Annotated in this window: 22 protein-coding genes; 18 read left to right on the top strand and 4 right to left on the bottom strand. The window is 48.4% G+C overall.

Going from position 1 to position 24,531, the window contains the following annotated elements; all coding sequences use genetic code 11:
* The first annotated feature begins 57 nt into the window (after positions 1–57).
* The 4 genes from JNUCC21_RS20735 to JNUCC21_RS20720 all read left to right on the top strand — a co-directional run bounded on the left by JNUCC21_RS20735 (position 58) and on the right by JNUCC21_RS20720 (position 4,363).
* Positions 58–1,215: a TetR/AcrR family transcriptional regulator gene (locus JNUCC21_RS20735; protein ID WP_369878458.1), complete on the top strand. Its 1,158-nt coding sequence runs from the start codon at positions 58–60 to the stop codon at positions 1,213–1,215.
* A gap of 247 nt (positions 1,216–1,462) precedes the next feature.
* On the top strand, positions 1,463–2,512 hold the full coding sequence (locus JNUCC21_RS20730; RefSeq protein WP_007407850.1) for a fatty acid desaturase: 1,050 nt from the start codon (positions 1,463–1,465) through the stop codon (positions 2,510–2,512).
* 118 nt (positions 2,513–2,630) lie between these two features.
* The gene (locus JNUCC21_RS20725) at positions 2,631–3,767 is read left to right on the top strand and encodes a sensor histidine kinase (RefSeq protein ID WP_280581372.1); all 1,137 of its coding nucleotides are present in this window, start codon (positions 2,631–2,633) and stop codon (positions 3,765–3,767) included.
* A complete protein-coding gene (locus JNUCC21_RS20720) occupies positions 3,764–4,363 on the top strand; it encodes a response regulator transcription factor (protein ID WP_007407848.1) in 600 nt (199 codons plus the stop codon). The genes JNUCC21_RS20725 and JNUCC21_RS20720 overlap by 4 nt, the downstream gene beginning before the upstream one ends.
* 56 nt (positions 4,364–4,419) lie before the next feature.
* Here the strand turns inward: JNUCC21_RS20720 and JNUCC21_RS20715 are convergent, their stop codons facing one another.
* Positions 4,420–5,241, bottom strand: a complete 822-nt coding sequence (locus JNUCC21_RS20715; protein ID WP_059367487.1) for an SDR family oxidoreductase — start codon at positions 5,239–5,241, stop codon at positions 4,420–4,422.
* Positions 5,242–5,369: 128 nt separating this feature from the next.
* Here JNUCC21_RS20715 and JNUCC21_RS20710 point away from each other — a divergent pair, with 128 nt between their 5' ends.
* Both JNUCC21_RS20710 and htpG read left to right on the top strand, forming a co-directional pair.
* Positions 5,370–5,618, top strand: a complete 249-nt coding sequence (locus JNUCC21_RS20710; protein WP_007614882.1) for a hypothetical protein — start codon at positions 5,370–5,372, stop codon at positions 5,616–5,618.
* A 171-nt stretch (positions 5,619–5,789) separates the two neighbouring features.
* On the top strand, positions 5,790–7,670 hold the full coding sequence (gene htpG / locus JNUCC21_RS20705) for a molecular chaperone HtpG (protein WP_025285538.1): 1,881 nt from the start codon (positions 5,790–5,792) through the stop codon (positions 7,668–7,670).
* A 42-nt stretch (positions 7,671–7,712) separates the two neighbouring features.
* On the opposite strand, the gene JNUCC21_RS20700 is transcribed toward htpG, so the two are convergent.
* The 3 genes from JNUCC21_RS20700 to JNUCC21_RS20690 all read right to left on the bottom strand — a co-directional run bounded on the left by JNUCC21_RS20700 (position 7,713) and on the right by JNUCC21_RS20690 (position 10,989).
* Positions 7,713–9,101: a sugar porter family MFS transporter gene (locus JNUCC21_RS20700; protein WP_007407844.1), complete on the bottom strand. Its 1,389-nt coding sequence runs from the start codon at positions 9,099–9,101 to the stop codon at positions 7,713–7,715.
* Positions 9,102–9,223: 122 nt separating this feature from the next.
* Complete coding sequence (locus JNUCC21_RS20695; protein ID WP_015240911.1) at positions 9,224–10,156, bottom strand: aldo/keto reductase; 933 nt, start codon at positions 10,154–10,156, stop codon at positions 9,224–9,226.
* Positions 10,157–10,233: 77 nt separating this feature from the next.
* A complete protein-coding gene (locus JNUCC21_RS20690; RefSeq protein ID WP_007407842.1) occupies positions 10,234–10,989 on the bottom strand; it encodes a DeoR/GlpR family DNA-binding transcription regulator in 756 nt (251 codons plus the stop codon).
* A gap of 444 nt (positions 10,990–11,433) precedes the next feature.
* Between JNUCC21_RS20690 and iolA the strand changes: the two genes are divergently transcribed.
* The 12 genes from iolA to yxdK all read left to right on the top strand — a co-directional run bounded on the left by iolA (position 11,434) and on the right by yxdK (position 24,483).
* Entirely contained in the window at positions 11,434–12,897 is a 1,464-nt protein-coding gene (gene iolA, locus JNUCC21_RS20685) for a methylmalonate-semialdehyde dehydrogenase (protein ID WP_012118848.1), read from the top strand.
* Between the two features lie 74 nt (positions 12,898–12,971).
* The gene (gene iolB / locus JNUCC21_RS20680) at positions 12,972–13,787 is read left to right on the top strand and encodes a 5-deoxy-glucuronate isomerase (RefSeq protein ID WP_012118847.1); all 816 of its coding nucleotides are present in this window, start codon (positions 12,972–12,974) and stop codon (positions 13,785–13,787) included.
* Positions 13,788–13,810: 23 nt separating this feature from the next.
* Positions 13,811–14,803: a 5-dehydro-2-deoxygluconokinase gene (gene iolC, locus JNUCC21_RS20675; protein WP_025285536.1), complete on the top strand. Its 993-nt coding sequence runs from the start codon at positions 13,811–13,813 to the stop codon at positions 14,801–14,803.
* 24 nt (positions 14,804–14,827) lie between these two features.
* Positions 14,828–16,741: a 3D-(3,5/4)-trihydroxycyclohexane-1,2-dione acylhydrolase (decyclizing) gene (iolD, locus tag JNUCC21_RS20670; RefSeq protein WP_346988004.1), complete on the top strand. Its 1,914-nt coding sequence runs from the start codon at positions 14,828–14,830 to the stop codon at positions 16,739–16,741.
* A 15-nt stretch (positions 16,742–16,756) separates the two neighbouring features.
* Entirely contained in the window at positions 16,757–17,653 is an 897-nt protein-coding gene (gene iolE / locus JNUCC21_RS20665) for a myo-inosose-2 dehydratase (protein ID WP_369878457.1), read from the top strand.
* A gap of 12 nt (positions 17,654–17,665) precedes the next feature.
* Positions 17,666–18,961, top strand: a complete 1,296-nt coding sequence (locus JNUCC21_RS20660) for an MFS transporter (RefSeq protein ID WP_369878456.1) — start codon at positions 17,666–17,668, stop codon at positions 18,959–18,961.
* 22 nt (positions 18,962–18,983) lie between these two features.
* Positions 18,984–20,018, top strand: coding sequence for a Gfo/Idh/MocA family protein (locus JNUCC21_RS20655; protein ID WP_369878455.1), 1,035 nt, complete (start codon positions 18,984–18,986; stop codon positions 20,016–20,018).
* Positions 20,019–20,037: 19 nt separating this feature from the next.
* Positions 20,038–20,907 carry a sugar phosphate isomerase/epimerase family protein gene (locus tag JNUCC21_RS20650; RefSeq protein ID WP_007407833.1) on the top strand — a complete coding sequence of 290 codons (870 nt, stop codon included), beginning with the start codon at positions 20,038–20,040 and terminating at the stop codon, positions 20,905–20,907.
* Between the two features lie 87 nt (positions 20,908–20,994).
* On the top strand, positions 20,995–21,837 hold the full coding sequence (gene iolI / locus JNUCC21_RS20645; RefSeq protein ID WP_007407832.1) for a 2-keto-myo-inositol isomerase: 843 nt from the start codon (positions 20,995–20,997) through the stop codon (positions 21,835–21,837).
* 2 nt (positions 21,838–21,839) lie between these two features.
* The gene (gene fba / locus JNUCC21_RS20640; protein ID WP_369878454.1) at positions 21,840–22,712 is read left to right on the top strand and encodes a class II fructose-1,6-bisphosphate aldolase; all 873 of its coding nucleotides are present in this window, start codon (positions 21,840–21,842) and stop codon (positions 22,710–22,712) included.
* A gap of 107 nt (positions 22,713–22,819) precedes the next feature.
* Positions 22,820–23,509: a two-component system response regulator YxdJ gene (gene yxdJ / locus JNUCC21_RS20635; RefSeq protein WP_015240901.1), complete on the top strand. Its 690-nt coding sequence runs from the start codon at positions 22,820–22,822 to the stop codon at positions 23,507–23,509.
* Complete coding sequence (gene yxdK, locus JNUCC21_RS20630; protein WP_369878453.1) at positions 23,506–24,483, top strand: two-component system sensor histidine kinase YxdK; 978 nt, start codon at positions 23,506–23,508, stop codon at positions 24,481–24,483. Before yxdJ ends, yxdK begins: the two co-directional genes overlap by 4 nt.
* Positions 24,484–24,531 lie beyond the last annotated feature (48 nt).

Below are 24,531 nucleotides of genomic sequence, written 5' to 3'. Positions count from 1 at the left end.
CATCTATACGTTACCGTACAAATTGCGGTGATCTGTCTAATGAAAGGAGTGTCTCTTATGCCGGATTCTGTGACAACTGACATCAAACAAGCGCTTTTGGCCATGCTTGGAGAGCGGGATATCCGCCGTGTGACCATGAAGGACATCGCCGAACGGGCGCGTGTGAGCCGGGGGACACTGTACCTTTATTACGAAGATAAATATGCGATTTTAGAGGATATAGAGGAAGAAATGAAAGACGGGCTGAGCGAAGCGCTGTATGATTCGCTGAAGAATAAAGATGTGCTTCATTTACATGGCGGATGGCAAAAAGTGCATCCGACCCTGTCTTTTGTTGATCGGCATCGGGTGTTTTTTCAAACGATGATGGATCGCAATAAAATGCCCTATTTTCACTTTCATGCTTTTTTAAAAGATGTGTTCCGGCATGATGTGCTGCTGTCACCGGTCAATGCGGATTTCTCACCGACTGAACAGGATATGTACATTCATTACCGCGCTTTATACACGTATGCCATTGTGTTGTACTGGCTGAATGAGGAGCCCGGGGCATCCCCGGAAGCGATCAGCGGACAGGTGTGGGATTTGATTTCTCAAAAACGGTTTTACTGGCTGTTCGGCCGCCGGGTGCCGGAACAAGAAGAAAAAAAGCCCGCCGACCGCCGGGTGACAAGGACGAGGCAGGCCTTGCAAGAAGCCATGATCGGCTTAATGGCGGAAAAAAAAGAGTACGCGGCAATCACGATTTCCGATATTGCCCGTCAAAGCAACCTCCGCCGTGCCACTTTTTATGACCATTACGCCAACAAAGAAGCATTGCTGAAAACGATCATCCATCAATCATGCCGGGATCTGATCGGATTATTGACGGTAAAAGGAGAGCCTGCCGATTGCTCCATGGAAGAAGCGGAATCCGCGCTCGTCGGTCTCTTTTCGGCACTGTCGGACGGCCTGCCGCTCGTTCATTTTCTGAGAGAGGGTTCGGGAGTGCCTGACGTCATCCCGGAAATGTTCAGAGCGCTGCAATCGTTTTATCTTCATCAGCCCCTGCACATTCAGGCGGGCAAAAAACTCTATGCATATTATGTCGCGTCCATGCTCGCCGGTTTGATTCAATATCGTCTTCATGAAGGAAAAGACCACGCGCCGGACATGCTGGCCCGGGAGTTTCTGCAGTTTTTGGATGTGAAGAAGTATCGGGTGATTTTGCTGTGAGGATGATGAAAAAGAACTCAGCCGAAAACAGGCCGGGTTCTTTTTTGCTGTTTTCTTTGAGAAGCGCCGATATGAAGTGTCCGGCTTTATCCCTTATAAAAAAGATACCTTCCATATGACGCCTGATCAGCATTCAGCCGCCAAACATGACAAATGTCATATTCGGGGCATGATGGCTGCTACTACAAAAGCGTCTGGCGCCCCGTTATACTTGGGATCATAATGAAAAAGAAGGGACATGACATTCATGACCAATCACACCGCAACTCAAAAACAAGCATCTTTAAAAAAGCAGGTTGCCGCATTTTCCGGCGCCGATACAAAGCATAGTGTCAATCAGCTTTTCAACACGTTTGTGCCGTTTTTTGCCCTTTGGTTTCTTGCTTACTTCAGCCTCAATGTCTCCTATCTTCTGACCCTCGCCTTTACTGTTATAGCAGCGGGATTTTTGACAAGAATCTTTATTATTTTCCACGACTGCTGCCACCAATCCTTTTTCAAACAAAAGAAACTGAACCGGCTGTTCGGGTTTATTTCAGGTGTGCTGACCCTGTTTCCGTTCCTTCAATGGCAGCGCAGCCACTCCATTCATCATGCGACGAGCAGCAACTTAGATAAACGGGGCACCGGCGATATTTGGATGATGACCGTCAAGGAATACAACGAAGCCTCAGCCTGGACAAAAGTACGCTACAGACTTTATCGCAATCCGTTTATTATGTTTATTCTCGGCCCGATTTACGTATTTCTGATTAAAAACCGTTTCAATGTAAAAGGCGCCCGCCGCAAGGAGCGCTGGAACACCTATTTCACGAACGCGGCGATTGTCTTATTGGCTGCTGCGACGTGCCTGCTTGTCGGCTGGGAAAACTTTTTGCTTGTTCAGGGTCCGATTTTCCTTATTTCGGGGTCAATCGGCGTCTGGCTATTTTATGTTCAGCACACGTTTGAGGATTCTTATTTTGAAGCCGATGAGCATTGGGATTATGTGCAGGCCGCGGTAGAAGGAAGCTCCTTTTACAAGCTTCCGAAGCTTTTGCAATGGCTGACAGGCAATATCGGCTACCATCATGTTCACCACTTAAGCCCGAAAGTGCCGAACTACAAGCTGGAAGCCGCTCATGAGGGGCACGAGCCTTTAAAAAACGTGCCGACCATTACGCTTAAAACAAGTCTTGAATCCATGAAATTCCGTCTGTGGGATGAGGACGAAAAGCAATTTGTCACCTTTCGGGAGGCGCGGAAAAAACCGGCGCCCCATCCGGTGCCGAAAGAACCTTTAAAGAAAAATGCCTGATATGACGCGCGGCTCTTTCTCTTATCAGAAAGAGCCTTCTCTTCATGCGTGAGGATGCAATGAAGGCGGTGTTTTGATAAAGTGATGGTAGACACAAGCAGCAGAAGGTGGAACAAAGATGAAGAAGTATTTTAAATTTCAAAAACTGAATGGGATTTCTCCTTATATATGGATGATTTTTTTCATCTTGCCTTTTTATTTTATTTTTAAAAGCTCTTCTACCTTTGTCATCGTGGCCGGCATCATTTTTACACTTGTTTTCTTTGGCGCATACCGCTTCGCATTTGTTGCAAAAGGCTGGCCGCTTTACTTATGGGCGCTTCTTCTGATCGGCATTTCGACCGGCTCAGTTATGCTGTTCAGCTATATTTACTTCGCCTTCTTTATCGCCTACTTCATCGGCCATATCCGAGACAAAGTTCCATTTTACATCTTATATTACATTCATATCATCAGTGCGGCGGTTGCCGTCAACTTCAGCCTTGTTCTGAAAAAAGAGTGGTTTTTGACACAAATCCCGTTTATTGTCATTACACTGATCAGTGCCATTCTGCTCCCGCTCAGCATTCGAAGCAGAAAGGCACGGGAGCGCCTTGAAGAGAAATTAGAATATGCAAATGAGCGAATCGCCGATCTTGTGAAGCTGGAAGAAAGGCAGCGCATCGCCCGGGACCTTCACGATACACTTGGACAAAAGCTCTCCTTAATCGGACTGAAAAGCGACCTCGCCCGAAAGCTGATTTACAAGGACCCCGAACAGGCCCGCACTGAGCTGAAAAGCGTGCAGCAGACGGCCCGCACCTCCTTAAATGAGGTCAGACAAATCGTCTCATCGATGAAAGGCATCCGATTGAAGGATGAGCTCGGCAATGTTCGGCAAATTCTTGAAGCGGCAGGAATTGATTTTGTGTATGAAGAAAAAGAAGCGCCCAAACATATCTCTTTGCTGAACGAAAACATCGTCAGCATGTGCATTAAAGAAGCCGTCACCAATGTCGTGAAACACAGCGGCGCCAAAGTATGCCGCATCACCATTCAGCAGCTTTGGAAAGAGGTTGTCATTACGGTAGAAGATGACGGCAGCTTTCAATGCAAAGAAGACCGCTTTTTTTCAAAGGGGCACGGCCTGCTTGGAATGAGGGAACGTCTTGAATTCGCAAACGGCAGTTTAGCCATTGATACAGCCGCCGGAACAAAGCTGACCATGAGAATCCCGAATGATTCAAAATCAAAAGAAAAGGATGGTAGCAGATGATCAACATCTTCATTGCCGAGGATCAGCAAATGCTGCTCGGCGCACTCGGTTCGCTGTTGAATTTAGAAGAGGATATGACGGTTGTCGGCAAAGGCACAAGCGGCCAGGATGCCATCGATTTCGTGGAAAAACATGCGCCCGACATCTGTCTGATGGATATCGAAATGCCCGGGAAATCAGGTCTTGAAGCGGCAGAAGAGCTCAAGGACAGCGGTGTGAAAATCATCATTTTGACGACCTTTGCCCGCTCCGGCTATTTTCAGCGGGCGCTAAAAGCAGGCGTCAGCGGGTACATGCTCAAGGACAGCCCGAGCGATGAGCTCGTCAGCGCCATCCGCAGCGTCATGAAAGGAAGACGCGTCTACGCACCTGAATTAATGGAGGACATCTATAGTGAAGAAAACCCGCTGACCGAACGGGAAAAAGAGGTGCTCGAGCTTGTCGCAGACGGAAAAAACACGAAAGAAATCGCAAACGCCCTCAGCATCAAAAGCGGCACAGTCCGCAATTACGTTTCGATGATCCTGGATAAATTAGAAGTGAAAAATCGAATTGAAGCCATTACCAGATCAAAGGAAAAGGGCTGGTTTAAGTAACCCGCCCTCAGCTTGTTCAGCCAGTGTTTTTGCACTGGCTTGTTTCTTTTTCACCGTCACTCCGTCTCTTCCTTCCACTTCTTATCAATCAGCATTTTTCCCGGCCAAGTGTATGCCATGATGCCGCCGTCTGCGGTGATGTCTTCTCCCGTGACGTAAGAGCTGTCGTCTGAAGCGAGGAAGAGCGCGACGGCTGCCATTTCTTCCGGTTTTCCGAGCCGGCCGAGCGGCGTGATCCATTTGTTGGCTTCACGGAACGCTTCGCCCATTTCGTCTTCTGTCGTGCCTGCCAATTTATCAATGAGCGGCGTTTCAATCGTCCCCGGCGATAAGGAATTGACGCGGATTCCGCTTCTGGCGTAATCAATGGCCATCGCTCTCGTCAGGTTCGTGATTCCGCCTTTTGCGGCGTTATAGCCTGAGCGGTCAAGGTCTGCGGCCCGGCCGGACATGGAGGAGGTGTTGATGATGGAGCCTCCTTTTTCGAGCATGAGCGGAATCAGGTATTTGCTGCAAAGAAATGTGCCGCGCAGATCGACGGCGATGATCCGGTCAAACAGGTCGACCGGGTATTCATGGACTTTTCCGCCCTCTTGGTCAACACCGGCATTGTTAAACAGAATATCAATTGTTCCGTACTTTTGCTGAATGCCGTCCGCAAAAGACTTTACGTTTTCTTCGTCTGATACATCAAGGTGAAAGGCTTCTGCATCTCCGCCGTTTTTTCTGATGGCGCTGACGGTTTCATTCAGTTCGCTTTCATTGATGTCACCGCAGATCACGCGGGCGCCTTCATCGGCGAAAACCCGTGCCGTCGCTTGTCCGATGCCTGTCGCGGCCCCTGTGATGATTGCGGTTTTGTCTGTTAATCTTCCCATATTGCGATTCCTCCTTTTTTTATATCTGTTCCCGCTGAATAGGGGGATAAACATACGGAGGTCTGTTTCTAAATACCTATTAAATATGTTAATATTATGTATATACATCATTGGGAGGTTTACATATTTTGAAGATACAGCATAAGAAGGAGATAGCGTTTTATTGTTATGCCATTGTTCCTATGGGATTTGTGATTTACACCGTTATCTCTATTCTATTTCAGGACATCATATTTCCTCTCACTGTAAGAAATGTTCTGCATGAGTCTTTGCGAAACTTGGGATCTCTTATCTTATTTAGTTTGTTTTTCTACCCGTCATACATATGGATGAAGAAGGAATTCGGCCGCCGGAAAGAAGCAGAGAGGAGAGGATGATCAACATTCTCTCTTTTTTATTGATAAAATGGGTGAAATGAATCCATTAACATGTTAAATTTACAATATATGCATCTGCTAATCCTAGTTGACAATTGTCACTGTATATGATAAATAGATGCTGAAAAGATTTTACATAACATCAAAGCATAATTAAAGGAGAGATCTGAAGTGCGGAAAAAAAAGTTTAAAGCAGAATCCAAGCGATTGCTGGACATGATGATTAACTCCATTTACACGCAGAAGGAAATTTTTCTCCGCGAGTTAATTTCCAACGCGAGCGATGCGATTGACAAAATCTATTACAAGGCGTTAACCGATGATTCATTAACGTTTGATCAAGACAATTACTACATAAAAGTGACGGCGGACAAAGAAGCGAGAACGCTCACCGTCACAGACACCGGTATCGGGATGACAAAAGACGAGCTTGAACAGCATCTCGGCACGATTGCGAAAAGCGGTTCACTCGCTTTCAAGCAAGAAAATGACACGAAAGATGGCCATGACATTATCGGCCAGTTCGGCGTCGGATTTTATGCGGCGTTTATGGTGGCTGATAAAGTCACGGTGAAAAGTAAGGCGCTCGGCAGTGACGAGGCGTATGTATGGGAGTCGGAAGGGGCTGCCGGCTACACGATCGCGCCGTGTGACAAAGAAACCGTCGGTACGGAAATCACCCTGCAAATAAAAGAAAACACAGAAGATGAAAGCTATGATGAGTTTTTAGAAAACTACCGCATCAAAGCGATCGTGAAAAAGTACTCTGATTTTATCCGCTACCCGATCAAAATGGAAGAGACGGTCAACAAGCCGAAAGAGGGCAGCGAGAACGAATTTGAAGAAGTTCAGGAAGAACAGACGGTCAACAGCATGGTGCCGATCTGGAGAAAAAATAAAAGCGAGCTGACGGATGAAGATTACGAGGCTTTTTACGCCGAGAAGCATTACGGCTTTGATAAACCGCTGACCCATGTGCATATCAGCGTCGATGGAGCGGTGCGCTACAATTCGATTTTGTTTATTCCGGAAAACATGCCGTTTGACTATTATACGAAGGAATTCGAAAAAGGATTGGAGCTGTATTCCAACGGCGTGCTGATCATGAACAAATGCGCCGACCTGCTTCCGGACCATTTCAGTTTTGTAAAAGGCATGGTCGATTCTGAGGATCTGTCGCTGAACATTTCCAGAGAGATGCTGCAGCACGACCGCCAGCTGAAGCTGATTGCGAAAAACATCAATAAAAAAATCAAAGCCGAGCTGAAGAGCCTGCTGAAGAACAAAAGAGAAAAATACGAATCTTTCTATGAATCTTTCGGCAGACAGCTGAAATTCGGCGTCTATAATGATTTCGGCGCGAATAAAGACGTATTAAAAGATCTGCTTCTCTTCTATTCATCTAAGGAGAAAAAGCTCGTCACTCTGGACGAATATGTGTCCAGAATGCCTGAGGATCAAAAATATATCTATTACGCGTCCGGCGATTCATATGAGCGGATTGAAAAGCTGCCGCAAACTGAAATGGTGGCGGACAAAGGCTACGAGATTTTATATTTCACGGAAGATATTGATGAATTCGCGATCAAAATGCTGACAAGCTATGAGGAAAAAGAGTTCAAATCCGTATCCAGCGCCGACTTAGGCATCGACAGTGATGAGGATGAAAAGCAGACTGAAGCCGAAGAGAACGAATATAAAGACCTGTTCGAAAGCATGAAAGAGATTCTTGCGGATAAAGTAAAGAACGTCAGAGCGTCGAAACGTTTAAAATCTCATCCGGTCTGTTTTGCGACAGACGGCGAAGTGACGATCGAAATGGAAAAAGTGTTGAATGCTATGCCTGACAGCCAGCAGGTCAAAGCGGAAAAAGTGCTGGAAATCAACCCGAATCACGAAGTGTTTGAGACGCTAAAAAACGCGCACGGACAAGATCGGGAAAAGCTGGCATTATACACAAACCTTCTGTACAATCAGGCGCTTCTGATTGAAGGGCTGCCGATCCATGATCCGGTCGAATTTACGAATGACATTTGCAAAGTCATGGTATGACGCCAAAAAGGAATCGCCCCCGCTGGGCGATTCCTTTTTTTATTACAGTGTGCGCTGTTTAAGAATTTGATTTTGTTTGCTGCGCTTCTTTAAGGAGAACCGTTTTTTCAAGTGCGTTTCGATTTCTTCTAAACTTCTGCCCTTCGTTTCAGGAACGATGTAAGCGGCGAAGAAGAAGGATGAGAGGCAAATGACTGAGAATATTCCGAATACCCAGCCGATGCCCATAGCGCTCAGCATAAGCGGGAATACCAGTGAAACGATCAGGTTGGTTGCCGACAGGATCAATGTCGTAAATCCGGTTGCGGCTCCGCGTGCGTTTGACGGGAACAGCTCCGGCATCAGAACCCATACGACGGGACCCCATGTCGCCTGGTAGAAAACGATATAGATGCCGAGAAACAGCACGGTCAGCCATGCTGTTGAAGCTGACAGGCCGGCCAGAAGGAGAATGGCTGATAGTGACGCCAGGCTCAAGGTAATGCCGACACTTCCCCACATCAGCAGTTTTTTCCGGCCGATCCGGTCAATTAAGATCATGGCGGTGATACACATGATGACGTTTAAGACACCGATGCCCATCGTGCCGAGAACGGACGCCGAAGTGCCGAGTCCTGCCTTTGTAAAGATAGTCGGCGCATAGTAAATCACCGTGTTGATACCGACCGCCTGCTGGAAGATGGCGAGGCCGATCCCGATCAGCAGCATAGGGCGGATCCATTTGGCTTTCAGCAAGCCGAGCGTAGATTCTTTTTTCTCGGCTTCTCCTTGTTTCATTTCCGCCAATTCAACGGCGATATCCTCTTTGTCGTGGGTCATTTCCATGACTTGTCTGGCTTCCTGCTCACGGCCGCGTTTGACGAGCCATCTCGGAGATTCCGGCATAAACGCGATTCCGATTAATAAAAGCGCCGCCGGTACTGCGGCGAGACCGACCATCCAGCGCCAAGCTTCAAATGGGGTGAATATGTAATTCACGATATATGCGAGTAAAATTCCGGTTACAATCATTAAGTTATTCAATGTGCCGAGCGTTCCGCGTATTTTTGTCGGCGCCATCTCAGATAGATAAACGGGAACCAGCGCCGTTGAGCCCCCGACGGCTAACCCGAGAATGACACGGGAGATAATCAGCATGGTGACGGTTTGCGAAGCCGCACAGGCAAGCGCGCCGATAATAAAAATGAGTGAAAGGACGAAAACCACTTTTCTCCGGCCCCATCGGTCAGAGCATGTCCCGCTTAATGCGGACCCGAAAATCGCACCGAGCAGCAGCATGCTGACGACCAATCCCTCGGTCAGCGTGTTTAAAGGAATATCATTGTTAATAAATAACAAAGCCCCTGAAATCACACCGGTGTCATAGCCGTAAAGCAGCCCGCCTAATGCTCCGAAAAAGTAAATCAGGTATTTTTTGGTGTTTTTCTTCACAGATGATCCTCCTCATCTTTTGGAACGCATAATAGTTTATTTAGATAACTATTTCATTCCCCGAAGAGAAAAATATAAACATAAAAAAAACACGCCCCTTTTAAAAGGCGTGTTTTTTTTTCTTAGGAAAACAGCTTGTCGATAAACGCGATTTCTTCAGCAGATAGCGTAATGGAGGCTGCTTTCATGTTGTCTTTTAATTGATCCGCGCGTTTGGCGCCCGGAATCAGGATATCGATTTCAGGTCTCGCCAAGTACCAGGCAAGCACGATATGCGCCGTATCGGCATTGTGCTTTTCGGCAATCGGTTTGAGCTGGTTGACTTTTTTGATGTTTTCTTTAAACTGCTCCCCTTGGAAATGCGCCTGGTCATTGCGCAGGTCGCCTTCAGGGAAGGTGGTGTTCTCGTCGTATTTGCCGGCCAGCAGTCCGGATACGAGCGGGAAGTACGGAATGAATGAGATGCCGTGTTCTGTCGTATAAGGGAAGAAAGTTTTTTCCGCCTCACGGTTCAGCAGGTTGTATTCTCCTTGAATCACGTCCACTAAGCCGTCTTTATTGGCTTCTTTCAGCTGCTCCAAAGAGAAATTGGATACGCCGATGGAACGGATTTTTCCTTCTTTTTTCAGCTCATTCAATGCTTGAACGGCTTCGTCCTTCGGCGTGTGCTCATCCGGGAAATGGATGTAGAATAAATCGATGTAATCAGTCTGCAGGCGTTTCAGGCTGTCTTCGACCGATTGTTTCAAAAAGGCCGGTGAGTTGTCGAAAACAAAGTCATCGCCTTCTTTTCTGTGAGCGGCTTTTGTGGCGATGAAGACATCCTCGCGTTTGCATTCTTTCAGCACCTCGCCGATTAATTCTTCAGAACGGCCCACACCGTAAATATAGGCAGTATCTAACATGGTAACGCCGCTTTTAATCGCTTCCCGGACCAATTCTTTTCCCGTCTCTTCATTCAGATTCGGGTAGAGATTGTGTCCGCCGACCGCATTTGTTCCCAAACCGATCGGAAATACCTTTAGGTCAGTTTTGCCGATTGTTACTTTGCTCATGTTTTCGCCCCCTGAAAAAATTGGATATCATAGCGGCTGCCGGAAAAATACGGCAGCGTTCTCTATTAACTATAACGCTATGCCAAGTGAATGTCGATTTGATGCTCTTGGCAATACTTCGTATATTCCTCATCGAGCTGCTGAGAAGTGACAATGCTGTGAAGCCGGTCGAAAGGCGCGTATGTCAAAAGCGTGGATTTGCCGAATTTGGAATGATCCGCGAGCAGATACACTTCGTTCGCCTTTTCGGAAATTCTCTTTTTCACCTCGTATTCCAGTAAGTCGGAATTCGTCAGGCCGTGGGTGATCGTTGTCCCGGTAGCGGACATGAACGCCTTGTTAATGTTGTATTTATTGAGTGTGCTCGGATCATCAATGCCGACAAACGACCTTGTCTTCCGCTTGTAATTATTGCCGATGATGATCAGGTCGATATTTTTCATGGATGAAGCAGCGTTAATAATATCAAGGCTGTTCGTCAAAACCGTCACATTCTTATCGGGATCAAGCGTCTCCAGCATCGATTTGGTCGTCGTGCCGGAATCAATAAATACAAGATCGTGATCCTCGATAAACCGTGACGCATAGCGGGCGATTTTGATTTTTTCGTCCTGATGTTGAATGGTGCGGTTCTCAAAAGGGACGAGCACAGATTTTTCGGCTGATGTCACGCCGCCGTACACCTTTTTGATAACCCCTTTTTCCGCAAGCTTATTAATATCGCGTCTGACCGTGTTTTTAGAGACGTTGAATACCTCGCACAGCTCATCCAGCGAAGTGGCTCCGTGTTTGAGAATGTAATCTTCCATCTCCTGAATCCGCATCAGTTTCATAAAAAAACTCCTTCTAGAATTCTTAAAGTAATTAAAATATATAATAAACACCAAGAGTTAATCAATAGTTACTTAACAAATGATAAAAAAGAGGGTTCACGCCGTACGATTCGACACGGTTCTCCAAGTTCCTGTTTTCCCGATCAAAAAAAGTATGATAAAAATAATGAAAAAATTTTGATTTTTTAGATTGACTTGAAGATGTGTTGGGCTTACAATGTAACCAAGAAATGACCAAAACATAACCTGTAAAATCAAAAGTGAAAGATGTAACCGTTTGCTTTTTCCGGTACATGACCAACTTTTACATGGAAAGATTGGGAGTCACCATCATTTTAGCATTTGTAAGCGTTTAATTCATGTCTTTTATATGTAAAAGATGAATATATTCATCCGTTATTATCCAGCTGAACAGGATGTTTACTATTTAAGGAGGCAATGAGAATGGCAGAGATCAGAAAACTGAAAAACTACATCAATGGTGAATGGGTTGAAAGTAAGACAGATCAATATGAAGACGTTATCAATCCGGCTACAAAAGAAGTGATGTGCCAGGTTCCGATTTCTACGCGGGAGGATGTGGAATACGCCGTCCGCTCAGCGTCAGAGGCGTTTCAAACATGGTCAAAGACGGCAGTGCCGCGCCGTGCGAGAATACTATTTAACTATCAGCAGCTTCTCCAGCAGAACAAAGAAGAGCTTGCCCGTCTGATTACTTTGGAAAACGGTAAAAACACGACGGAGGCACTCGGTGAAGTGGGACGCGGAATTGAAAACGTCGAATTCGCAGCGGGCGCGCCGTCACTCATGATGGGCGATTCACTCGCCTCCATCGCGACGGATGTAGAGGCGGCGAATTACCGCTATCCGATCGGGGTGGTCGGCGGTATCGCACCGTTCAACTTCCCGATGATGGTCCCGTGCTGGATGTTCCCGATGGCGATTTCGTTAGGAAACACGTTCATTCTGAAGCCGTCTGAGCGCACGCCGCTGTTAACGGAAAAACTGGCAGAGCTGTTTGAACAGGCCGGTCTGCCGAAGGGCGTCTTCAATGTCGTGCACGGCGCGCATGACGTCGTAAACGGCGTTCTTGAACATCCGGATATTAAAGCCATCTCATTCGTCGGTTCAAAACCTGTCGGCGAGTATGTTTTCAAAAAAGGCAGCGAACATTTGAAGCGCGTGCAAGCGTTAACGGGCGCGAAAAACCACACGATCGTGCTGAATGACGCCCACCTTGAAGATACGGTGACAAACATTATCGGTGCGGCATTCGGTTCGGCAGGAGAGCGCTGCATGGCATGCGCGGTTGTGACGGTTGAAGAGGGAATCGCCGATGAGTTTATGGCGAAATTACAGGAAAAAGCAGCGGACATCAAGATCGGAAACGGACTGGATGACGGCGTGTTCTTAGGCCCGGTCATCCGCGAGGACAACAAAAAACGCACGCACAGCTATATTGAAAAAGGCATCGAAGAAGGAGCGAGACTTCTTTGTGACGGGCGTGAAAACGCAACGGAAGACGGCTATTTCGTCGGACCGACGATTTTTGACAACGTGACGACGGATATGACGATCTGGAAAGATGAAATCTTTGCGCCCGTTCTGTCGGTCATCCGCGTGAAAAACTTAAAAGAAGCGGTGGACATCGCCAACCAGTCTGAATTTGCGAACGGCGCGTGTCTGTTCACTTCAAATGCGAACGCGATCCGCTACTTCCGTGAAAATATTGACGCGGGGATGCTCGGCATCAACCTTGGCGTCCCGGCGCCGATGGCATTCTTCCCGTTCTCTGGCTGGAAGTCTTCTTTCTTCGGCACATTGCACGCAAACGGAAAAGACAGCGTCGACTTCTATACACGTAAAAAAGTCGTGACGGCACGATACCCGTCTCCTGACTTCAATTGATCTGACAGCCGGACCGGACGGCTTTGTGATTTTCGTCCGGGTTTTCTTTTACCATCAATTAAGGAGGAATAAACATGAGTCATTTGCTGCGCAAACCGCAGGCCGATGAGATTTCTCAAGGCGTGAACATCATACATGACGTCACTTCAGCCAATTCAGACCTCAAATACGTCGGATTTAAAGTCGTTGACCTCACTCCCGGTTCCGCATATACAGAAGATTTGAAAAAGACGGAGTGCTGCATCGTTGCGGTAACGGGAAAAATCACCGTCACTGATTATGATCAGACATTTGAAAGCATCGGCACCCGTGAAAGCGTATTTGAAAGAAAACCGACGGACAGCGTTTATGTGTCCAATGACCGCTCTTTTGAAATCACAGCGGTCAGCGGGGCGAGGGTCGCGCTGTGCTATTCTCCGTCCGAACACCAGCTTCCGACAAAGCTGATTAAAGCGGAAGACAACGGTGTGGAACATCGCGGCAAGCTGGCAAACAAACGAACCGTTCATAATATTCTCCCCGATTCAGATCCATCGGCAAACAGCCTTCTCGTTGTTGAAGTTTACACGGACAGCGGCAACTGGTCGAGCTATCCGCCTCATAAACATGACCAAGACAATCTGCCGGCTGAATCCTTTTTAGAAGAAACCTATTACCATGAAACGGACCCGCCGCAGGGGTTTGTCTTCCAGCGTGTGTACACGGACGACCGCTCGATTGATGAGACGATGACCGCAGAAAATGAAAACGTTGTCATCGTGCCGGCGGGCTATCACCCGGTTGGAGTTCCGGACGGGTATACCTCTTACTACCTGAATGTAATGGCGGGACCGACACGAAAGTGGAAGTTTCATAATGATCCGGCCCATGAATGGATCCTGGAACGCTAACAAGTGAGGAGTGGCAGATAACGATGAAATATACATTTAATGAAGAAAAAGAGTTTGATATTGTCGCGATCGGACGCGCGTGTATTGATTTGAACGCTGCGGAATACAACCGGCCGATGGAAGAAACGATGACGTTTTCTAAATATGTCGGCGGCTCCCCGGCAAATATTGCGATCGGCAGCGCCAAGCTCGGATTAAAAGCCGGTTTTATCGGCAAAATCCCGGATGACCAGCACGGCAGATTCATCGTTTCCTATATGCAGGAAAAGGGCGTTGATACGTCACAAATGACCGTTGACAGAGAAGGACGCAAAGCCGGGCTCGCTTTTACCGAAATTCTCAGTCCCGAAGAGTGCAGCATCCTGATGTACCGGGATGACGTGGCGGATTTGTATCTTGAGCCGTCCGAAGTCAATGAAGGCTACATCGCAAACGCGAAAATGCTGCTCGTATCAGGTACGGCGCTTGCGAAAAGCCCGTCGCGCGAAGCCGTCTTAAAAGCGGTGCATATCGCAAAAAAACATGACGTAAAAGTCGTGTTTGAGCTCGACTACCGTCCGTATACTTGGCAATCGGCAGAAGAAACAGCCGTGTACTACACGCTGGTGGCGGAACAATCCGATATCGTCATCGGTACGCGTGACGAATTTGACGTAATGGAAAACCGCAGCGGCGGAGGTAACGATGAAACCGTCCGCCATTTGTTTGCGCACTCCGCTGACCTTGTCGTCATTAAGCACGGCGTTGACGGATCATACGCATACAGCAGATCGGGAGAAGTTTTCCGGGCGCATGCCTATAAAACAAAGGTGCTGAAGACCTTCGGAGCGGGTGATTCCTATGCGTCAGCCTTCATCTACGGACTTGTCAGCGGCCGGGATATTGAAACGGCTTTAAAATACGGGAGCGCTTCCGCTTCCATCGTCGTCAGCAAACACAGCTCCTCAGAAGCAATGCCGGCTGCCGGTGAAATCATCGAACTGATTGAAGCGCAGCACAGTCTTAACGGTAAATAGAACGTATAAAAGGTGGGATCGTTTGTGGGTAAGACAATTCGCTTAACGACAGCACAAGCGCTGATTCAATTCTTGAACCGGCAGTACATTCATGTTGACGGAAAAGAAGAGCCGTTCGTTGAGGGCATCTTCACGATTTTTGGCCACGGAAATGTGTTGGGGATCGGGCAGGCGCTTGAGCAGGACGCCGGGCACCTGAAAGTCTATCAAGGCAAAAACGAACAAGGCATGGCGCATGCCGCGATGGCATACAGCAAGCAGATGCTGAGAAGAAAAATTTACGCGGTATCGACATCGGTCGGTCCGGGTGCCGCTAACTTGACGGCTGCCGCGGGTACAGCGCTGGCCAATCATATTCCGGTGCTGCTGCTTCCGGCCGATACCTTTGCGACGAGGCAGCCTGACCCGGTGCTTCAGCAGGTGGAGCAGGAATACAGTGCCGCCGTCACAACAAACGATGCGTTAAAGCCCGTGTCCCGCTATTGGGACCGCATTACCCGACCTGAGCAGCTGATGAGCAGCTTAATCCGGGCATTTGAAGTGATGACAGATCCGGCAAAAGCGGGTCCGGCGACCATCTGTATTTCTCAGGATGTAGAGGGAGAAGCATTTGATTTTGATGAAAGCTTCTTTGAAAAACGCGTTCATTACATTGACCGGATGCAGCCGAGCGAGCGTGAACTGAAAGGCGCCGCGGAAAGAATTAAGGAGAGCTGCCGTCCCGTCATTTTAGTGGGCGGCGGCGCGAAGTACTCCGGCGCGCGTGAGGAATTAATCGCGCTTTCTGAAACATACGGCATTCCGCTTGTCGAAACGCAGGCCGGCAAGTCAACGGTTGAAGCCGATTTCGCCAACAATCTGGGCGGCATGGGCATCACGGGCACCCTCGCCGCAAACAAAGCCGCCCGCCAGGCTGATCTGATCATCGGTGTCGGCACACGGTACACGGACTTTGCGACATCCTCGAAAACGGCGTTTGATTTTGACAAAGCAAAATTTTTGAATATCAACGTCAGCCGCATGCAGGCTTACAAGCTTGACGCGTTTCAGGTTGTAGCCGATGCGAAAGTGACGCTCGGCAGGCTGCACGGCTTATTAGACGGATATAAAAGTGCATTCGGCACGGCGATTAAAGACTGGAAAGATGAATGGCTTGCTGAACGGGACCGGCTCGGCAAGGTCACTTTTACACGTGACGCGTTTGAACCGGAAATTAAGAACCATTTTTCACAGGACGTGTTAAACGAGTATGCCGACGCGCTCGGGACTGAGCTGCCGCAGACAACGGCGCTGTTGACCATCAATGACACGATTCCTGAAGACAGCGTCGTCATCAGTTCGGCGGGATCTCTTCCGGGGGATCTGCAGCGGCTGTGGCATTCCAATGTCCCGAATACGTACCACCTCGAGTACGGCTATTCCTGCATGGGGTATGAGATATCAGGCACGCTCGGCCTCAAGCTGGCCCATCCCGACAAAGAAGTCTATTCACTCGTCGGCGACGGAAGCTTTCTGATGCTGCACTCAGAGCTGATTACCGCGCTTCAATATAACAAAAAAATCAATGTCCTGCTTTTTGACAACTCGGGATTCGGCTGTATTAACAACCTGCAGATGGATCACGGGAGCGGCAGTTATTTTTGCGAGTTCCGCACAGAGGACAATCAGATTTTAAACGTTGATTACGCGAAGGTGGCAGAGGGCTACGGCGCTAAAACATACAGAGCCAATACGGTTGAAGAACTGAAAGCGGCGCTTGAAGATGCGAAAACGCAAGACGTATCCACTTTAATTGAAATGAAGGTTCTGCCGAAAACGATGACGGACGGCTATGACAGCTGGTGGCATGTCGGCGTGGCGGAAGTGTCGGAGCAGGAAAGCGTTCAGCGGGCATACGAAGCGAAAGAGACGAAGCTGAAGTCTGCAAAGCAGTACTAGAGGGGAGGCATCACGATGGGCAAACAAGATATTCTGTGGGGCATCGCTCCCATTGGGTGGCGCAATGACGATATACCGGAAATCGGAGCCGGGAATACGCTGCAGCATTTGTTAAGCGATATTGTTGTCGCCGGCTTTCAAGGTACGGAAGTGGGAGGGTTTTTCCCTGAACCCTCCGTCCTCAATAAGGAGCTGGCTCTCCGGAACTTGCGGATTGCGGGGAAATGGTTCAGCAGCTTTATCATACAAGACGGTATTGAAAAAATGGCTGAACAATTTACAGAACACTGTGATTATTTGCAGAAAGTCGGAGCGGATGTCGCCATCGTTTCTGAACAGACGTACAGTGTTCAAGGCTTGGACATTGATGTATTTAAGGAAAAACCGCACTTCTCAGATGAAGAATGGGATACGCTGTGCCAAGGCTTGAACCGTCTCGGGAAAATCGCTGGCGAATACGGGCTGGACCTCACGTTTCATCATCATCTCGGCACAGGCGTCCAGACGGCGGAAGAAGTTGACCGGCTGATGGATGGAACGGACCCGCGGTATGTCCATTTACTTTATGATACCGGCCATGCCTATATCTCGGACGGAGACTATATGACGATTCTCAACAAGCATATGGATCGGATCAGACACGTTCATTTCAAGGACGCCCGGTTTGACATTATGGAGCGGTGCAGACAGGAAGGCAAGTCATTCAGGCAGTCGTTTTTACAGGGCATTTTTACGGTTCCCGGAGACGGATGCATCGATTTTACCGAAGTATACCGAACGCTCGTCCGTCATGATTATTCAGGCTGGATCGTCATCGAAGCCGAACAAGACCCGGCAGTCGCCAATCCGCTTGAGTACGCGCTGATTGCGAGAAAGTACATCGACAGTGAACTGCTTGATCCTGCAAATTAGAGGGGGACTTATATGAATAGTGCCAAGGCGGAATCAGCTTTCAGCAAAAGGACCATCGCCGCAGCATTAGCAAATTACATTGATGCGGGTTCCATTGTGGCAGGATCAGCGGGTTTATCTATGTGGGTCAGCTATTTGAAGCTGTCCGACAGCCAGATCGGATTGCTCGGCGCCTTCAGCGCAAACGCGATATCAGCGGCCATCGGAGCGCTGCTCGGCGGGTATTTGGCTGATAAGGTCGGCCGAAAAGCTGTATACACAAACAGTATGCTCGTCTACGCCTTAGGAATTTGTTTGGTTTTGTTTGGATTCAACTTTCCCATGCTGTTATGCGGATACATGATTATCGGGATTTCTGTAGGCGCGGATATTACGGCTTCATGGACCATTATCGCGGAAAACGCCCCTGAGAAAAACCGGGCGAGGCATTGCGGAGTGGCGCAGGTGGCGTGGGCCGCAGGAGCCGTTGTGGTTCTGCTGTTATCCGTTTTGGTCGGTGACCTCGGGCTTTTAGGAAATAAAATTGTCTTTGTGCATCTATTGGTGATCGCCCTGATCACATATGTGATAAGAAAGCGTTTACCTGAGTCGGATGCCTGGAAAAACAGTGAAGAGCGGCCTGCCGCCGTGAAAAAAACATCTTATTTTGACCTGCTTCAGCCGAAATTTTTCAAGAACATTTTGTTTTTAATGGGTGTGTTTCTCGTATGGAATCTCGCAGCGGGCGTCATGGGATTCTTCATGCCGTACATCTACCAGCAGGTCGGCGGCGTATCCGCAAATACGGCCAACATTCTGCAGATGGCCCTGTTTATCTTCACCGGGCTCGGCGTCGCCTGTATCTTCATGCCTTTCGCAGATAAATATCGGAAAACGGTGTTCGGAATCTGCGCATGTATGGCCGTTGTCGGCTGGTCGCTGTTTTTACTGCCGTTTCAGGGGCTCCCGATGCTGCTTTTGTTTGTTTTAGCGATCGGCATCAATAACGGAGCCGGCCAGCAGGCGAACTACCAGCTGTGGGCAAGCGAGCTGTTCCCGACAGAACACAGAGCGTCAGCACAAGGGCTCATGTTCTTTCTCGTCCGTATTTCAATCGGAATTTGGAGTTTATTTGTGCCGGTCATCATGTCACAATTCGGCATCGGTTTTATGGCCGGTATTCTGCTCATATGTGTGACGGCCAGTATGATCATCGGGCTTGTTTTCGCACCGAATACGTCCGGCAAGTCGCTTGAACAAATACAGGAGGAACTGTACGGCGCTCCTCAGGACGGCAGCGAGAAAAGAAAGACGAGAACCATTATTTGATTATCAGAAGGAGTGGCGATCAATGAATTTACGTATAGGTGTTATCGGAACCGGTGCTATCGGAAAAGAGCACATCAACCGCATCACAAATAAGCTGTCCGGAGCGGAAATTACCGCTGTCACAGATGTGAATCAGGAGGCCGCGCAGCAGACCGTTCAGGATTTCAATTTGAACGCCTCCGTTTATCCTGATGACGACAGCCTCCTCGCTGCTGAAAATGTGGATGCCGTCTTAGTGACAAGCTGGGGCCCGGCTCATGAGTCCAGCGTTTTGAAAGCGATTCAGCGCGGCAAGCACGTGTTTTGTGAAAAGCCGCTTGCGACAACGGCAGAAGGCTGTATGCGCATTGTCGAGGAAGAAATGAAGACGGGAAAACGATTGGTGCAGGTAGGTTTCATGCGCAGGTATGACAGCGGTTACGTTCAGCTGAAAGAAGCGATTGACAACCGCGTGGTCGGCGAGCCGCTGATGATTCACTGTGCGCACCGCAACCCGACAGTCGCATCCAATTATTCAACGGACATGGCCGTCATCGATACGCTCGTTCATGAAATTGATGTCCTCCACTGGCTCGTCAATGACGACTATGAATCCGTACAGGTGATCTATCCGAAGAAATCAAAAAATGCGCTGCCGCATCTGAAAGATCCGCAGATGGTCATCATCGAAACAAAAGGCGGCATCGTCATCAATGCCGAAATCTACGTGAACTGTAAATACGGCTATGACATTCAATGTGAAATCGTTGGGGAAGACGGCGTTATCAAGCTTCCGGAACCGTCAAGCATCAGCTTGAGAAAAGAAGGGAAATTCAGCACCGATATCCTGATGGACTGGCAGCGCCGATTTGTGGCTGCGTATGATGTGGAAATTCAAGACTTCATTGATTCGATCCGGAATAAAGGCGAAGTCAGCGGTCCGACGGCATGGGACGGTTATATTGCCGCGGTGACAACTGATGCGTGCGTAAAAGCTCAGGAATCCGGACAGAAAGAGCCTGTGGCGCTGCAAGAGAAACCGGCATTCTACCAATCATTTACGACTGTGAACAAATAATAGATCGGGAGTGAAAGAAATGAAACTGGCCTTAGATCCATCCATGTACCGCGATGATTTAACGTTAGAAGAAATGGTCTATAAAACGGCGGAACTCGGATACGAATATATCGAACTGTCTCCGCGCGAGGATTTTTGTCCTTTCTATAAATATCCGAAAGTCGATTCAGCAAAAATCAAACAATTGAAGCGCCTTTTAAAGGATACAGGTGTGAAGCTGTCTTCTCTTCTTCCGCTTTACCACTGGGCGGGTCCTGATGAAGACCGCCGACAGGCCGCCGTGCGCAACTGGAAACGGGCGATCGAAATTGCGGTTGAACTTGAAGTGGATTTGATGAACAGTGAATTCAGCGGTTCAAAATATGATCCTTTGACAAGTGAAGAAAAATTCATCAAATCCATGGATGAACTGCTGCCCGTCTTTGAAAAAGAAGGCGTTAAACTCAATCTGCAGGCTCACCCGTACGATTTTATCGAAACGCACAAAGGGGCGATGGATATGATCCGCGCGCTTGACAAGGATTGGATCAATCTTGTCTACTCGACTGCGCATACGTTCTTCTATGATGACGGCAAAGGCGATATTGCGACTATGTTTGATGAAGCCGGCGACCGCCTCACACATGTTTTATTTGCAGATACTTTTAATCATAAAGCGGCGCATGGCCTGCGCTACATCGTCAACCCGCCTGACGCGAAAGTAACGGTTCACCAGCATTTGGACATCGGGCAAGGCGAGGTTGATTTTGAGACGATTTTCAGAAAGATGAGAGAGATGAAATTCGACGGAATTGCGACGAACGCTGTTTTTGCTTGGGTCGGTGAAAGAGCGGATGAATCAAGCCGGACCACGCTTAAGAAATTAAAGGAAGAATTAGGTATGGCATAAGCTGAGTATGGAGTTCGGCGGAGCGGGGCAAACAAGCCCTCCTGCCGGACTCCCTTCATATCGAAAACGCGGATGGGAGAGGCTGACATGAAACTTTGCTTTAATGAAGCGACTACGCTGGAGAATTCAAACCTGAAACAGGATTTAGAACTGTGCGAAAAGCACGGCTATGATTATATTGAAATCCGCACAATGGATAAGCTGCCGGAATACTTAAAAGACCATTCACTGGCCGATCTGGCGGAATATTTTCGAACCCATCACATTAAACCGCTTGCCCTGAACGCACTGGTTTTCTTCAACAACCGTGATGAGAAGGGCTATAGGGAGATCATTTCGGAATTCAAAAGCATGATGGAAACCTGCAGGACGCTCGGCGTGAAATATGTGGTGGCCGTGCCGCTTGTGACAGAGCGGAAAATCTTGAAAGAAGAGATCAAAAAGAGCAGCATAGAGGTGCTGACTGAGCTTTCGGACATCGCGGAGCCGTACGGCGTAAACATTGCCCTTGAATTTGTCGGCCACCCGCAATGTACGGTCAATACATTTGAACAGGCGTATGACATCGTGAACGCTGTCGGCCGCGATAATGTCGGACTGGTGTTTGACAGCTTCCATTTCCACGCGATGGGCTCCAATATTGAGAGTTTGAAGCAGGCGGACGGAAAGAAAATTTTCATCTATCATATCGACGATACAGAAGACTTTCCGATCGGCTTTTTAACGGATGAAGACCGCGTCTGGCCTGGACAGGGTGCGATTGACTTAGACGCCCATCTGTCAGCGTTAAAAGAAATCGGATTCAATGATGTTGTCTCCGTAGAGCTGTTCAGACCTGAATATTATAAGCTGACTGCGGAGGAAACGATCAAAACGGCAAAGGAAACAACGGAAGCCGTCGTATCAAAATACTTCATGAAGGAGGCGTGAACATGGCTTTTGTCACCATGAAACATCTTCTTGCAGAAGCGAAACGGGAGCATTATGCAGTCGGCCAATTTAATATCAACGGCCTCCAATGGACGAAGGCGATTCTGCAAGCGGCGCAAAAGGAGCAATCGCCGGTCATCGCCGCGGCTTCCGATCGTCTGGTCGACTATTTAGGCGGATTTAAAACGATTTCCGCCATGGTCGGCGCGTTAATGGAAGAAATGGCGATTACCGTTCCCGTCGTGCTCCATCTTGATCACGGGAGCAGTGCGGAACGCTGCAGACAGGCCATTGACGCCGGATTCAGCTCAGTGATGATTGACGGCTCCCATCATCCGATTGATGAGAACATCGCGATGACAAAAGAAGTCGCCGATTATGCCGCTCAGCACGGCGTCTCAGTAGAAGCAGAAGTCGGCACGGTCGGCGGCATGGAAGACGGGCTGGTCGGCGGGGTCCGCTATGCCGATGTCGCCGAATGTGAGCGGATCGTCAAAGAAACCAATATTGACGCGCTGGCCGCCGCCCTCGGCTCCGTCCACGGCAAATATCAAGGTGAACCGAATCTCGGATTTAAAGAAATGGAGGCTATCTCCCGCATGACTGATATTCCTCTCGTTCTTCACGGAGCATCCGGGATTCTGCAGGATCAGATCAAAAGAGCCATCACGCTCGGCCACGCGAAAATCAATATCAACACGGAATGTATGGTCGCCTGGACAGACGAAACACGCCGCATGTTTCAGGAAAACAGTGATCTGTACGAACCCCGCGGCTATATGACACCCGGCATTGAAGCCGTGGAAGAGACAGTGCGAAGCAAAATGAGAGAGTTCGGATCAGCCGGTAAAGCTGTAAAACAGCAGGTCGGCTGATGAGAACGGAAACCGCCAAGATGGCGGTTTTTTTGTGCGGTGTTGCGCCCGTACGCCTGAAACGATTATGATGATGGCAGCAGTGTAAGAAACGGGAGTGGTTCAGTTTGAATAAAATCATGATTGTGGAAGATAGTGAAGACATTCGCGGACTATTGCAGAATTACCTTGAAAAATACGGATATCAAACCGTGGCCGCCGATGATTTCACGGCTGTTCTTGATGTTTTTTTGCGGGAAAAGCCTGATGTGGTGCTGCTTGATATCAATCTGCCGTCTTATGACGGCTATTATTGGTGCCGCCAGATCCGCCAGCACTCCACAAGCCCGATCATTTTTATCTCTGCCAGAAGCGGGGAAATGGATCAAGTGATGGCGATTGAAAACGGCGGAGATGATTATATCGAAAAACCGTTTTCTTATGATATTGTGCTGGCGAAAATCAAAAGCCAGATCCGGAGGGCATACGGAGAGTACGCCGCCAAGCAGGGAGAAAAAGTGGTTGAATATGCCGGTGTGCAGCTCTTTGTGGAACGGTTTGAACTGCGCTTTCAGGACGAAAAAAGCGAGCTTTCTAAAAAAGAAAGCAAGCTTTTGGAAGTGCTGCTGGAGCGGGGAGAAAAGGTGACGGGAAGAGACCGGCTCATGGAAAAAACGTGGGACACCGACATTTTCGTCGATGATAATACGCTTAACGTGTATATCACGCGGCTCAGAAAAAAACTGCGGGAGCTGAATGCGCCTGTTTCCATTGAATCGGTGCGGGGCGAAGGCTACCAGCTGAGGGCGCTGTCATGAAGCTGTTTCTCCGGTCTCATGCCGTGCTGATTCTGCTTTTTCTCCTTCAAGGGCTGTTTGTCTTCTTTTATTACTGGTTTGCGGGTCTTCATTCTTTTTCCCACCTGTTTTACATATTGGGCGTGCAGCTTCTTATTTTGGCGGGGTATCTTGCCTATCGCTGGTACAAAGACCGCGGTGTGTATCATTGGCTCAGCTCGGAGCAGGAAGGGACAGACATCCCGTATCTCGGTTCTTCAGTGTTTTGTTCAGAGCTGTATGAAAAGCAGATGGAGCTGATCCGGATGCAGCACCAGAAGCTCCATGAGACCGAAGCCAAGCTTGACGCGCGGGTGACGTATATGAACCAATGGGTGCACCAAGTAAAAACGCCGCTGTCGGTCATTAATTTAATCATTCAGGAAGAGGATGAGCCCGTCTTTGAACAAATCAAAAAAGAGGTCCGGCAGATTGAATTCGGGCTGGAGACGCTTCTTTATTCTTCAAGGCTTGACCTGTTTGAGCGGGATTTTAAAGTTGAAGCGGTTTCCTTATCAGAGCTTCTCCAATCGGTCATTCAAAGCTATAAACGATTCTTTATTCAATACCGCGTTTATCCGAAAATGAACGTTTGCGATGATCATCAGATTTACACCGATGCCAAATGGCTCAAATTTGCGATCGGCCAAGTGGTCACAAATGCGGTCAAGTATTCGGCAGGCAAGAGTGACAGACTGGAGCTGAATGTCTTCCGCGATGAAGACAGGACGGTGCTTGAAGTCAAAGATTACGGTGTCGGCATTCCCTCGCAAGATATCAAGCGGGTGTTTGACCCTTATTACACCGGCGAAAACGGACGGCGTTTCCAAGAATCTACGGGAATCGGCCTTCATCTCGTCAAAGAAATTACGGGCAAGCTCAATCATACGGTGGACATCAGCTCGTCCCCTGGTGAAGGGACATCGGTCCGATTTTCATTTCTTACAAAAATGTAAGACTGCGTTAAGAAAACAACATAGCTCGTTTTGTTTCCCCTTGATAAC

Origin of the sequence: Bacillus sp. JNUCC-21, from assembly GCF_041222765.1 — a bacterium.
Classification (GTDB): Bacteria; Bacillota; Bacilli; order Bacillales; family Bacillaceae; genus Bacillus; species Bacillus velezensis.
The sequence above is the reverse complement of the archived record's forward strand: the minus strand, read 5'-3'. Positions and strand labels throughout refer to the sequence as shown.